Below are 13,342 nucleotides of genomic sequence, written 5' to 3'. Positions count from 1 at the left end.
TGGATCGTTGCCGTCGCCTCGCTCAGCCTTCTGGCCGGTCTCCTCTCTCCGCAGGCCGCCATCGCTTCCGGACGTTCCAAGAATTACCTGGTGAAAGCCGAAAAGGAACACTCCGTTCCCGTGGTGCCGGTCAGGGGAAAACCGGCCGCGGCACCGCGCATGGGCCGCTGGAACCCGGCCACGGCCCGGAAAGCCTGGCCCACCGCAGGCTCGGCGGACGTCGCCATTTCGGCGCGGAATTCCGTCCCTCAGCGGGGCGGCCGCATGCCGCTCTCCCTCTCGGCGGGCGAGAAGGGCCGCCGCGCCGAGACGGGCACCAAGCTGCATGTACGCCTGCCGGGCCAGTCGGCCGCCGAGAAGCTGGGCGTGCGCGGCATGGTGTTCACCGTCCAGCCGGATACCAGGAACCCTGGCGGCAGTGCTCACCTGAGTCTGGACTACTCGGCGTTCAAGGATGCCTACGGTGCCGACTGGTCCGGGCGGCTGCACCTCGTTCAGTTGCCAGCCTGCGCGCTGACCACCCCCGGCAAGCCCGCGTGCCGGACGCAGACCCAACTCGCCTCCACGAACGACGCCAAGTCCCAGACCGTCTCGGCTGACGTCGTGCTGCCCGCCGGCACACACACCAGCAGGAGCGCCGCGGAAGTCACCGGACAACTGGCCGCCGCACAGCCGATGGTGCTTGCAGCCGAGGCCGGTGCGTCGGGTGGCGGCGGCAGTTATGCGGCGACCTCGCTGGCCCCGTCCGGCCAGTGGTCGGGCGGCGGCTCCAGCGGAGCCTTCTCCTACTCGTACCCGATCACGGTTCCCGACGTCCCCGGTGGCCTGGCCCCGACCGTCTCCCTGGGCTACAACTCGCAGAGTGTGGACGGGCGCACCTCCTCGACGAACGCCCAGTCGTCCTGGATCGGGGATGGCTGGGACTACTCACCGGGCTTCGTCGAACGCACCTACGCGTCCTGCGCGGACGACACGGCGAACGGCTCGCCGAAGACTTCTGACGAGTGCTGGTCGGACGCGGTCGACACCCTGACGCTGTCGCTGAACGGCTCGTCGAACACCCTCGTCCACGACGACAAGACGGGCACCTGGCACCCGCAGGGCGACAACGGCGAGAAGATCGAGATAAAGACCGACACGGTCAACGACGACAACGACCACGAGTACTTCGTCGTCACCACCGCCGACGGCACCCAGTACTACTTCGGACTGAACCGCTTGCCCGGCTGGGCTTCGGGCAAGGCGACCACCAACTCGGTGTTCACCACGCCGGTCTACGGCAACGACACGGGCGAGCCGTGCCACGCCTCCACGTTCGCGGCGTCCTGGTGCCAGCAGGGCTACCGATGGAATCTCGACTACGTCGTCGACAAGCACGGCAACGCCCTCAGCTACTGGTACACGCCAGAGACCGGCTATTACGGCCGGGACAACGCCACCACCGCCACCTCGTACACACGCGGCGGCTACCTCGCCAAGATCCAGTACGGGCAGTTGGCGGGCAAGGTCTACGACTCCACGGCACCGGCGGCCGCGCAGGTGTTCTTCGACACCTCCGAACGCTGCCTCGCGAACTCCGGCTTCGACTGCGCCGCTTCGAAGATGACGACGGCGAACGCCACACACTGGCCGGACGTGCCGGTCGACCAGACCTGCGCCTCGTCAGGCGCATGCAACAACCACGGACCGGCATACTTCAGCACCAAGCGCCTGACCGGCATCCGCTCCCAGATACTGGTCAATTCGGCCTACCAGGACGTGGACAGCTGGTCGCTGTCGCACACCTTCCCCTCCACCGGGGACACCACCACCCCGTCGCTGTGGCTGTCCTCCATCACCCGTACCGGCAAGGGCGGTGGAAGCCTGGCCATGCCCGCGGTGAAATTCGCCGGGCAGGCACTGGCCAACCGTGTGGACGGCCTGGACGGCTACCAGCCGATCACCCGCTACCGGCTGACCACGATCACCACCGAGTCCGGCGAAGTGATCACCGCCAACTACTCCGGCCCGCAGTGCCAGCGCGCCGGTACCACGGTGCTGCCCTCCAGCCAGGACAGCAACACCTACCGGTGCTATCCGTCCTACTGGACACCGCCGGGCCAGACCTCTCCGCAACTGGACTGGTTCAACAAGTTCGTCGTCAACTCCGTCACCACACAGGACCCCACCGCCGGCGGCCTGCCCGTCCAGACCTCCTACACCTATCTCGGGGACCCGGCCTGGCACTTCAACGACGACCCACTCACCCAGGCCAAGTACCGCACGTGGAACCAGTGGCGCGGCTACGGCACGGTGGAGACCCGCACTGGCACCTCGCCCCAGAAGCTCACCCTGGCCCGGGATACCTACTTCCGCGGCATGGACGGCGACAAGACCTCCTCCGGAACGCGTAGCGTCACCCTCAACGACCGCGCCGGTGACGACGCTCAGAAGGACTCCGACTGGCTGACGGGGCAGGCGTTCGAAGCCCTGGGCTTCAACGGCGACAGCGGCGCCCTGCTGTCGGACGAGATCACCGACCCCTGGAGCTCACCGGTCACGGCGAGCCAGTCGCGTACGAAGTCCGGCCTGGACGCTCTCGTCTCCCGGCGCGTCAACATCCAGCGCAGCCGCGCGGTTACGACCAAGGCAGACGGCACCCAGCGCACCACCGAGACCGACTACAGCATCGACGACGCCACCGGCCTGCCCCAGAGCGTCGACGACAAGGGCGACACCTCGACCGCCGCCGACGACATGTGCACCCGCACCTGGTACGCCAAGGACACCTCGGGCGCCACTCTGCCCACCCCCCGCCGCGTCCAGGAAGTCGCCGTCTCCTGCTCCGCGACCCCGACCTACCCGCGTGACCTGATCAGCGACGACCTGACGTTCTTCGACAACTCCACCGACAACACCGCGTCCCCCACGACGGGCGATGTGACGATGGTGCAGAAGGCCGACTCGGTCACCGCCGACGGCACGGTGCACTACATCACCGCCTTGAAGAACACCTACGACGCCTATGGCCGGGAGAAAACCGAGACCGACGCCGACGGCCGCACCACCACCACGACGTACAGCCCCGCCACCGGTGCCGCTCCGAACTCCATCACGGTCACCCAGCCCAAGGTCACCGGCCAGAGCGCCGCCTTCTCCTCCACCACCACCGTGGACCCGGCCCGCGGCCTGGACCTGAAGACCACCGACACAGCGGGCTACTCCACCACCAGCACCTACGACCCGCTGGGACGGCTCACCGCCGTATGGAATCCGGGCTTCTCCACGAGCAACAACCCCAACATCAAGTACAGCTACAGCCTCAGCCCCGACGCGCCTTCGACGGTCACCACTCAGTCCCTGCTCGACAACAACACCTACCGCACCTCCATCGCGATCTACGACGCGATGCTGCGCCAGCGTGAGGCGCAGACCGCGACCCTGGACGGCGGACGGATCATCACCGACACCGTCTACGACAGCCACGGCTGGGCGGTCAGCTCCTCGTCCCCTTACTACAACAGCGGCGCCCCTTCCGGCACGCTGGTGGACGCCCCCGACAACCAGACGCCGTCCCAGACCGGCACGGTCTACGACGGCGCCGGCCGCGTCACCGCCTCGATCGCTTACCACTTCGCCTCGGAGACCTGGCGCACCACCACCGCCTACCCCGGGTCCGACCGGACCGATGTCACTCCGCCGACCGGCTCGACACCCGTCTCGACGTACACCGATGCGCGTGGCCAGACCGTCAAACTCCTGCGCTATCACGGCAGCACACCCACCGGCGCCGCTGACACCGTCACCTACAGCCACGACGCGGCCGGGCACCAGACCGGCCAGGACGACGGCCAGGGCCACACCTGGTCCAGTACCTACGACCTCCTCGGCCGCCGCATCTCCCAGACCGACCCGGACACGGGCACCTCCAGTTCCTCGTACGACAACGCCGGCCAGCTGCTGACCACCACCGACAACCGCCACAAGACCGTCAGCTACGCCTACGACGAACTCGGCCGCAAGACGGCCGCATACGACACCACCGGCGGAGCCACCCCCTCGACCGGCAACGAGCTGGCCTCCTGGACCTATGACTCCCTGAAAAAGGGCAAGCCCACCTCCTCGACCCGCTACGTGGGCGGCGCCGGCGGCACCGCCTACACCGATAAGGTCCTCGGCTACGACAGCCATGGCTGGGTCCAGGCCACCGAGCTCGTCATACCGACAGCCGAGGGCGCCCTCGCCGGCAACTACATCCACCAGAACAACTACAACCTCACCGGCACGCTCGCCCACTACACCGACCAGGATCCGAGCACGGTCACGCTGCCGGAAGAGACCATCGGCTACACCTACGACGACTACGGCCGCCCCATCGGTGTCGGCGGCTGGAACACCTGGGCCTACGTCGGCAAGCTCAGCTACACCGAGTTCGACGAGCCGTACCAGTTCACGTACGGCACCTCCGGAAACTTCGCCCAGCAGACCCTCAACTACGACGACCAGACCCACCGGCTGGCCGACTCCACCACCGTGGCCAAGTCCGGTGCGGCGATGGCCGACAAGACCGCCTACACCTACCAGCCCTCCGGCAACGTCACGAGGATCAGCGACAAGCTGGACACCGGCCAGACGGACACCCAGTGCTTCACCTACGACTGGGCGCAGCGCCTGCAAGCCGCATGGACGGCGACGGACTCCTGCTCGGCCACCCCGACGCCGGGTGCCTCCTCCACGGTGGGCGGTCCCTCCCCGTACTGGCAGTCCTGGACCTACGACGCCACGGGAGCCCGGCAGAGCCAGGTCGACCACGACCCCTCCGGAAACACCTCCCATGACACGACTGCCACCTACACCCCGTTCGCGGCGGGCAAGGGACCCGCTCACGCGGTGTCCCAGGTGGCCAAGGTGACACCGGGCGACGCGACCGCCAACACCACCAACAGCTACACCTACGACGAGGACGGCAACGCCCTCACCCGTACCTCCCGCTCCGGCACGGACACTCTCACCTACGACGACGAGGGCAAGCTCAGCGAACTGTCCTCCACCGGCTCCAGCGGCGACACCAAGTATGTGTACGACGCCGACGGCGGGCTGCTGCTGCGTCACAGCCCCGACGCCACCACCCTCTACACGGGCGACGAGGAGATCACCCTCAAGAAGGGCTCCGCCAGTGCCGATGGCATCCGCTATGTCTCACTCGCCGGCCAGACCGTGGCCACGCACTCCTCCGACGGCCACTACACCTATCTGATCCCCGACCGTGAGGGCACGGGCAGCCTTGCGATCGACTCGGGCACCCAGGCCGTCACCCGCCGCCAGTACAAGCCCTTCGGCGAGCAACGCGACCAAACAGGCACCTGGACGGCAGGTCAGCGCGGCTATGTCGGTGGCGTCCAGGACGACAACACAGGCCTGACCAACCTCGGCGCCCGCGAATACGACCCGGCCATCGGCCGATTCCTCAGTCCTGATCCCCTCCTGGACTCGGGCGCCCCACAGTCCTGGAACGCCTACGACTACGCCGACGACAGCCCGGTCACCACCTCCGACCCCAGTGGTGCCTGCGCGGCAGCGGACTGTCCCACCCGCAACTGCCCGTACTGCCTCAACGCCACCCCGGGTGACCCGGGTTCGATCGCACGGGCGATGCACGACCACCCTGGCTCCGGCAGCACTCCCAACAACACCAAGTCCTACGCCAAGCACTACGCCCAGCAGAACAAGGCCGACATCAGCGAGTCCGCTCACCCGGAACAGGCCTGGCACCAGGCCGTGGAACGCGCGAAGGCCACCGCCGACGCGACCCTCTTCGCCGCCAAGAAGGAGGCCTCCGGCCTCAAACACCAAATTCTCAGTCTCGTGGCGGACGTCATCGGCCTGACCGACGCTTACAACTGCTTCACCAAGGGCGATGTCATGGGCTGCATCAACACCGCCCTGACCGCCGTCCCCTGGGGCAAAGTGTTCAAAGCCATCAAGGTGGGCATCGAGGCATTCAAGGTCTGGCGAGCCCTTGACCGCGCCTACACCGCGGTCAAGGACGCGGAGGAAGCCGCCAAAATCGCCGACGACGCGCTGGACGCCGAGCGCGCCTTCCGAGAAGCCAGTGATGCCGAAAGCGCCGGGGCCGACGCGGCCGGCTGCGCGACGCACAGCTTCGTCCCCACCACAGCAGTCCGCCTCGCCGACGGCGCCTCCAAACCCATCAGCCAGGTGAAGGCCGGCGACACCGTCCTGGCCACCGACCCCCAGACCGGCGTCACCGCCCCGGAGAAGGTCCAGCGCGTCATCGTCACCACCACCGACCGTGATTTCACGACCCTCACCCTGGACACCGCCCCGGTCCGCGGACCGCCGCACCACACCACCACCCAGCAGCAGACACTCACCACCACCTGGCACCACCCTTTCTGGGACGCCACCCACCACCGCTGGACCGACGCCCACAACCTCACCCCCGGCACCAAGCTCCGCCAGCCCGACGGCACCACCATCACCGTCCGCACGGTCCGCAACTTCCACCAGCACCGGACAACCTACGACCTGACCGTCAACCACCTGCACACGTACTATGTGCTGGCCGGGGCCACACCGGTTCTTGTTCATAACTGCAACAGGGCTGGTCTGGATTTCACTGATGCTGAGAGGCAGAAGGTCTACGACGCTAACGCCGCGAAGAATGGCGGCGAGTACAAGTGCGACTACTGCGGGCAGACGGTGGAACGGCGCGCATCGCGAGATGCCGATGGAAACGCCATCAAGGGAAGGCCTGACGATGCCCAGATCGACCACATAGAGCCGAGGGCCAGTGGCGGACATGGCGGCGACCATAATGGTGCCGTGGCCTGTCGTCGATGCAACAGGGATAAGTCCACGAAGCCTCTGGAGGATTGGGACGATGAGCTCAGAGAATTCCTCGATGACTAGCGCTGGAAAGTTGACGTCGGACGATAAGCCGGAGAGGCTGTACAAGGTAGCCTTCGACCTCCCTGAAGAGACGGCGCACTGGGCGTGTGCATCTGTGGAGCGGCTCTGGACTGGGAAGACTTCCGTGAAGATGGAGGTTCAGGTTCGGAACACCCCCTTCTACGTGAAGGGTGTTGCCTTCGGGGATATCGTGCGGGTCAGGGCTGATCACGAGCGCAGGGAGTTCGTGTTCGAGGAGTTCGTTTCTGAGTCCGGCCATTCCGCAGTCCGTATCATCATCAAAGGCGACGGCGCGGAAGGGGAAGTCGACGCCACGCTTCGCGCCTTTGATTGCTCCTGGGAGATTGATGCAACCGGGTCTTTGTGGGCAATCAATGTGCCGCCGCACGTCGATTACGCATCTATGAGGAATGCTCTCCTTCGTATTGCCGGTGAAGGGAAAATTGGCATCGAAGAGAGTGCCCTCGCGCGGGCTCACCGCAGCGGACTCGGATTGCCAGACTCAGACCGCTAATATGGCGCCGCAGAAGCCCCACCGGGTTTCATTCTGGTGGGGCTTCTGTGGTGCTTGACGGCGGTGACGGCAACGTCAGCGGCCGACGGCTGCGGTGGGTGGGTCGTCGGGGACATCGTCGCCCTGGCCGAGGGCGTTGCCGAGGGTGTTGATGGCGTGGCGCTGGAGGCGGAGTCGTACATGGGCGTAGACGCCGGCGGTGACGCGGATGTGGGCGTGCCCGAGGAGTTCCTTGATGATGACGAGATCGATGCCTTGTTCTAGGAGCAGAGTGGCCGTCGAGTGTCGGAGATCGTGGAAACGGATGGTCCGGAGCTGTGCACTGTGGAGGAGTCGGCGGAAGCGGCGGGTGAGATTGGTGGGGTCGAGCGGTCTACCGGTCAGGGTGGTGAAGACGAGCCCATTGTCCGTCCAGTTCGTTTCGGCCGCCTGACGCTCTTCCTGCTGTCGTTCCTGGTGGATCTTGAGGGAGTTGATGCATTCGGTGGGGAGGGCGAATTCGTACAGGGCGTGGAGCCGGTCGCTGCTGGCTGCGTGGAGGAACTGCCGGGCCTCGCTCGCGGTGAACGGCGTGAAGCGCCGGGGGCGGGGCGCCGGGGTCTTGACATGAGCGGGAGGGTCGAGCACATCTTCGACCCAGGAGCGTTGCCGTACCCACAGCAGATCTATCGCAGGAACCTATGAGTGCCGTGCGACCCTGAAAGTGATAGGTGGTGACGTTCACATGGTCGGTCCCGCAGAGTACGACAAGGACATTCCTCACATGCAAGAGCATTTGCGTAAATTTGAACGTGCCTTTGGGAAGGTTCGCGGAACCCGCAAGGGGCGCCCGGTGGACGAAATTCGCCAGGCCCTCCAGGAAGAATTCGAATCCGAGGGGCTCATCTTGTGGAGCGAAGTTGCGGATGACGCGGCTCGCCGCATTTCCGAAGAGCAGGCGGATGGGACGTAAGGCCTCCCGCGTATAGGCTGCATCGGCTCCGTGTAGTTGTGACAGCAAACCTGAGGCCTTACAGGTCGTAACTGGTGGGCTCCAGGTGTTGGTGCGGCGGATGGCGGCCGTGCTCCGGCCGAGGTCGAGGTCGAGGTCTTCCCAGCAGAGGCCGAGGAGTTCGCCTTTACGGAGTCCGGTGTGGAGCGCAAGTTCGAACAGGGCATGGAGCCGGTGTCTGCACGCGACTGTGAGGAACTGGCGGGCTTCCAGGGCAGACTTGAGCACGGAGTGGATGTAGGCCAGCGTCAGCGGAGAGAGTCGCTTCGAACAGCACGATCCGACGGCGCAGCAACGGGCCTCATCACGATTGACATCGATGCCGTGCGAGCAGCACTGGCAGGTGACGCGGAGCTGATTGAGCCAGGCGCGGACATCCTTGGCGGTGAGTTTGGCGAGCTTCTACTTGGCCAGGCCGGGGACGCGGTACCGGTTCACGCAGGCGGTACGCGGGAGCGGCGTTCCGTGGGGCAGGAGGGTGGCGACCGCGTCCCTGGCAAGGGCGGCGGAACAGGGCGCGGTCGAGGGCTCCGGAGGCGTTGGTGGATTTGGTGACGTACTTGGTCACGTAGGCGGCTACGGCCTGGTCGGTGAGTTCGGCGTCGCGGGCGCCTCATCGGCGATCTGGCCAATGCTGCGGGCGGGCCCCGGCAATGTCCGGGGCCCGCGGGGGGATTCAGGGGGTACTGCTGGTCCGGAGTGATCGGGCGGGGGTCGGCGTCATTCGGCGTCGGGGCTCGGATTTGGGTTGGCCAGGTCGGTGGGGTCGGTGTTGGCGCCGCAGAGGACGACGCAGACCTTTTCGCCTTCGGCCGGGCGGTAGTGGGTGTCGGGTGAGGTCAGGGCGGCCAGTGCTGTGGCGGCTGCGTGTTCGACGGCGAGTCTGCGGTGGTCCCACAGCAGTCGGCGGGCGCGGATGATCTCGGTGTCCGGCACCAGGAGGGAGCACACCTCCTCCTGCTGGGCGGCGTGCAGGGCCATGGTGGAGGCGCGGCGGGCGCCGAGGGAGTCGGCGGCGACGGAGTCGACGGTGACGTCGACGGGACGGCCGGCCTGTAGGGCGGCGTTCAGGGCGCGGCAGTTGTCCGGTTCGACCGCCACCGTGCGGATGCCGTGGTGCCGGGCGGCCGTGGCCACGCCTGCGAACAGTCCGCCGCCGCCGACCGCGACGACCACGGTGTCCAGTCCGGGGAGCTGCCGGTGGATCTCCTCCAGCAAGGTACCCGCACCGGCCGCGATCAGCGGATGGTCGTACGCGTGGGAGGAGAGCGCGCCGGTGGTGGCGGCGAAGGACTCACAGGCGGCCAGGGCGTCGGCGTACTCCGTGCCGGTCAGCCGGACCTCGGCGCCGTAGCCGCGGAGCCTCTCGACCTTCACCGCGGGGGCGGTGGCGGGCAGGAAGACGGTCGCGGGCACGCCGTGCTGCCGGGCGGCCCAGGCGCAGGCCAGACCGGCGTTGCCGCCGGAGGCGATGGTCACCCCGGCCTCGGGCAGGGTGCCTGCGTCGCGGTGGGCCCGGAGGAAGTTGTACGCGCCGCGGGCCTTGAAGGATCCGGTGTGCTGCATGAACTCCAGGGCCAGCCATACCTGGCAGGGCTGTCGGGGGCGCTCGTCCGGGGTGCTCCGGTGGGCGGTGGGGATCGCGCCGGGGTCGAGGGGGGCGAGGGTGACGGGGCGGATGTGTCCGGTGGTGCGGTCGGCGGCGGCCGTGATGTCGCCGTACGTGAGCTGGTGCACGCTGGTGCTCCTGTGGGGGAACGGGCCGTTGGCGCGCCGGGCGGGTCCGGTGCGGATCAGGGGGCCAGTGTGCACGGCGTGCCGTTCACCGTGAAGGCGGTGGGTGAGGTGTCCGGGCCGTGGCGGGTGGCGATGAAGCCGAAGGCGGCGGTTCCGTGGGCGGCGATGTGGCGGTTGTAGTCGGCGGCCCGGACGGTGACCCGGGGGCCGTGCTGGGCCGCGTGGCCGTCCCAGAGCTGGGTGATGCGTTGGCCGTTGCCGTAGGTCCAGTCGAGGTGCCAGTCGTCCAGGGCCCGGGCCGAGGTGATCGTGACGGCCGCCTGGAAGCCCTTCGGCCAGGCGTCGGTGATCGTGTAGGTCACGCGGCAGGCCGCGGGCGACGGGTCGGGTACGGGGCTGTTCGAGGTGGACTGGGGTTCGGTGTCGGAGTCGCCGGTCCGGGTCGGGGCGGCCGAGGCCTTGGGTGTCCCGGTGGCGGAACGGGGCGGGGTCGGCAGGGAGGGTGTGGGGACGGCGGCCGCCGCTTCGGCCGGGTCGGCGTCCGCGTGAGCGCGGTCGTTCGGGTCGCCGGAGTGGAGCAGGGAGACCGTGAGCGCCAGCGCCGAGACGGTCAGGGCGGCGGCCAGGGTCCCGGTCCGGCCGATCCGGGGGCGGCGCGCCGCCGTACCCGGCGCGATGCCCCGGTCCGTGCCCGCGTCGGCGCGGCCGCCGCTCAGCCCCGCCTTCGCGGCCCGGCGGCGTCGTTCGAGGTAGGCGAGGCCGCCCCAGCCGATCACCTGGCTCGCCAGGGCGGCGGCCGTGCCCTCGCCCCGGGCCCGCAGACAGGCCGCGGCCTCGGTGCACTCGGGGCAGGTGGCGAGGTGGAGGAAGAGGCCCTCCGGCGTTGTGCCGGTGCCGGTGCCGGGGGCGGGGCTCGCCGCGTCGAGGAGCCGGGCGTAGCCGCGGCACTCGGGGCTCATCGGTGTCTCACGGTGGTTGCGTCGGCAGCGGTCCCGGAACAGGGCCCGTACCTGGTCGCGTTCGCGCTCGGCGGCGGCCGGGTCCAGACCGAGCCTGCGGGCCGCGTCGGGCGGGGGCAGTGCCTCCACCTCCGTCAGCCACAGCAGCGCCGCGTCCGGTGCCTGGAGGTCCCTCAGGCCACGCAGGGCCGGGGGGCGCAGCAGGGGCGGTCCGGTGTACCGGGCGGCCTTCCCGGAGTTCAGCCACAGCCGCAGGTCCGGGTCGAGCAGATGTCCCCTGCCCTGCTGCTCCCAGGCCGCGGCGGTGGTGCGGACCGCGGCCAGCAGCAGCGGGATCCGGGGCAGCCGGGCGGTGCGGTGGCCGGTGGCTCCGGCCCGGGCCTCACTGTCGCGGACCTCGCCGATACCGCGGCCGAACGCCTCGGCGGCCAGTTGCCGGGCTCCGCCCGAACCGGCGGTGCACAGCTCGGCGTAGGACAGGACCGCGTCCCAGCACTCCGACAGGAGCGCGGCCTCGGCGGCGTCCTGAGGGGTCGGCAGGTCGGGCATGGCGGCTCCTGCGTCACGTGCTTCTCCGTGCATGCGATGCCACTGGAGTGTCACGTCAACTCTCCTGGTGGGTGCAGGAGTTGGTGGGATTTCCAGGGCGTTCCGAGAGCCTTTCACGCTTTCCGCACAACTGACAAGCGACCTATTCATTTGCCGCCGTCCGGGGGGCACGCCGTGGTAGGAGGTACGGCCGCGGGCCCCGGTACGGAGTTCCGTACCGGGGCCCGCGGGCCCTGCGTCACTTCTGCTGTATCTGTTGCGGATATCTGTCGCGGTTACGCGGGAGAGGTGTCCTCGGACGGCTCCCGGGCCGGAAGGCTGTCCATGAAGGAGCTGACGGAGAACACCGCGCGGCCGGGTCCGGGGGGCCCGTATCCGGGGGGCGAGGAGAGTCCGAAGTCGTCCATCGTGGCCCGGTATGCCTCCAGCAGGCGGATGTGGTACTCCAGCGGCGCGCCCTGGGGGTTGGCCTTGCCGAGCGGGGTGGTCGGCTCCGGGCACCAGGTGGTGAAGCGGGGCGTGATGCCGTGGGACATGAAGAAGCGCAGGCCCTCCGTGGTGGAGGCGATGGCCTCGTCGACGGTGGTGAAGCCGAAGGGCTCGGCCATCTCCACGCCCGCCACGAAGTTCGGGATGACATTGCGCGCGCCGAAGATCTCCGCGGAATCCAGGATCCGCTTGTGCCACTCGTCCCGGCCGACGTAGCGCTCCTTGCCGGGGCAGTACAGCTCGAACAGCCGCCGGTCCCACACCTCGAAGTTGGGGTGGTAGATCTGCACGCCGTAGTCCTTGAAGCGCTGCACATCGGGCTTGGGCAGCGCCTGGGCGACGACCTTGCCGATCCAGCGGCCCGGGAAGCGCTCCTCGATGGCCTTGGCGTAGTGCCCGTAGAAGTCCGCCTCGTCCCGGCCCGCGACCTTGGAGGTGATCGCACCGCCGGTGAGGGTGTAGGCGGTGGACGCCTTCTGGGTGTCGTAGCGGTCGATGATCTCCAGCGCCTCGAGGATCTCCTCGACGTCCTTGACCCCGGTGTAGGGGCGGCCGGCCGCCTTGTGCTGGCGCCAGTTGTGATTGATGTCGCAGTACTGGCACTCCTCCTTGGCGCCGAAGTACTGGCAGACGCGGAAGACCGTGAGGTAGATCAGATAGCCCCACTGGATGGTGGGGGCCACCTCCATCACGGACTTCCCGTTGGAGAGGGTGTGCCGGTAGTACTCGGGCATGGGCGGTACGCCGACGTCCGCGATCCGCCGTCCGTCGAGGTAGAGCCCGAGCATGCCCTCCTCGTCGGCGGCCACCCGGTAGGGCGAGGCCGGATTGACCCGTACCGACACGACGGTGCGGCGCAGGTCGTAGGGGCCCCCGGTGAGGATGATCTCCTCGGGCGGGCGGCGCAGGGCTGCCTCGCCCAGCTCGGGCAGGGTGCCGTGGTCGAAGGAGAAGATGAAGTACGACTTCGGCTTGACCTCGCCGCTCTCGTTGTCCGACAGGGCGGAGGCGTCGAAGGCCACACCCCCGCGGAGCAGGTCCTCCTTGAAGACCGCTTCCCGCGGTACGTGCGGGAAGCGCTCCATCAGATCCTCGACCAGTGCGGTACGACTGCCCATCCCGGCTCTCCTCCCTGCTCAGGCCTGCTCAGGCATGCGACTCCTCACGGTATGCCCCCGCCCGCGCGGCAGC

Annotated in this window: 6 protein-coding genes and 1 pseudogene; 3 read left to right on the top strand and 4 right to left on the bottom strand. The window is 68.3% G+C overall.

The annotated features are described in order from the left end of the window. Nucleotides 1-264 precede the first annotated feature (264 nt). Both ACIHAA_RS01660 and ACIHAA_RS01655 read left to right on the top strand, forming a co-directional pair. On the top strand, nt 265-6,912 hold the full coding sequence (locus ACIHAA_RS01660; RefSeq protein ID WP_399811617.1) for an RHS repeat-associated core domain-containing protein: 6,648 nt from the start codon (nt 265-267) through the stop codon (nt 6,910-6,912). Then, nucleotides 6,884-7,426: a DUF4265 domain-containing protein gene (locus ACIHAA_RS01655; RefSeq protein ID WP_399811614.1), complete on the top strand. Its 543-nt coding sequence runs from the start codon at nt 6,884-6,886 to the stop codon at nt 7,424-7,426. Before ACIHAA_RS01660 ends, ACIHAA_RS01655 begins: the two co-directional genes overlap by 29 nt. Before the next feature lie 75 nt (nt 7,427-7,501). Here ACIHAA_RS01655 and ACIHAA_RS01650 read toward each other — a convergent pair. Continuing rightward, nucleotides 7,502-8,035, bottom strand: a pseudogene (locus ACIHAA_RS01650) (tyrosine-type recombinase/integrase); the annotation flags it as partial. A 115-nt stretch (nt 8,036-8,150) separates the two neighbouring features. Between ACIHAA_RS01650 and ACIHAA_RS01645 the strand changes: the two are divergent. After that, nucleotides 8,151-8,378 carry a hypothetical protein gene (locus tag ACIHAA_RS01645; RefSeq protein ID WP_399811611.1) on the top strand — a complete coding sequence of 76 codons (228 nt, stop codon included), beginning with the start codon at nt 8,151-8,153 and terminating at the stop codon, nt 8,376-8,378. Nucleotides 8,379-9,137: 759 nt separating this feature from the next. Here the strand turns inward: ACIHAA_RS01645 and ACIHAA_RS01640 are convergent. The 3 genes from ACIHAA_RS01640 to ACIHAA_RS01630 form a co-directional block, all read right to left on the bottom strand. Continuing rightward, a complete protein-coding gene (locus ACIHAA_RS01640; protein WP_399811608.1) occupies nt 9,138-10,154 on the bottom strand; it encodes a threonine/serine dehydratase in 1,017 nt (338 codons plus the stop codon). A gap of 56 nt (nt 10,155-10,210) precedes the next feature. Beyond that, nucleotides 10,211-11,662, bottom strand: coding sequence for a cellulose binding domain-containing protein (locus ACIHAA_RS01635; RefSeq protein WP_399811605.1), 1,452 nt, complete (start codon nt 11,660-11,662; stop codon nt 10,211-10,213). Between the two features lie 275 nt (nt 11,663-11,937). Next, nucleotides 11,938-13,269 (bottom strand): radical SAM protein, encoded by a 1,332-nt coding sequence (locus ACIHAA_RS01630; protein ID WP_399811603.1) that lies wholly within the window; start codon nt 13,267-13,269, stop codon nt 11,938-11,940. Nucleotides 13,270-13,342 lie beyond the last annotated feature (73 nt).

Origin of the sequence: Streptomyces sp. NPDC052040 (genome assembly GCF_044548405.1) — a bacterium.
GTDB lineage: Bacteria > Actinomycetota > Actinomycetes > Streptomycetales > Streptomycetaceae > Streptomyces.
The sequence above is the reverse complement of the archived record's forward strand: the minus strand, read 5'-3'. Positions and strand labels throughout refer to the sequence as shown.

Bases quoted from the DNA above. Each gene is read 5' to 3' on its own strand.
- ACIHAA_RS01660 (WP_399811617.1), top strand. From the start codon at position 265: ATGCCGCTCTCCCTCTCGGCGGGCGAGAAGGGCCGCCGCGCCGAGACG.
- ACIHAA_RS01655 (WP_399811614.1), top strand. From the start codon at position 6,884: ATGAGCTCAGAGAATTCCTCGATGACTAGCGCTGGAAAGTTGACGTCG.
- ACIHAA_RS01645 (WP_399811611.1), top strand. From the start codon at position 8,151: ATGGTCGGTCCCGCAGAGTACGACAAGGACATTCCTCACATGCAAGAG.
- ACIHAA_RS01635 (WP_399811605.1), bottom strand. From the start codon at position 11,662: ATGCCCGACCTGCCGACCCCTCAGGACGCCGCCGAGGCCGCGCTCCTG.
- ACIHAA_RS01630 (WP_399811603.1), bottom strand. From the start codon at position 13,269: ATGGGCAGTCGTACCGCACTGGTCGAGGATCTGATGGAGCGCTTCCCG.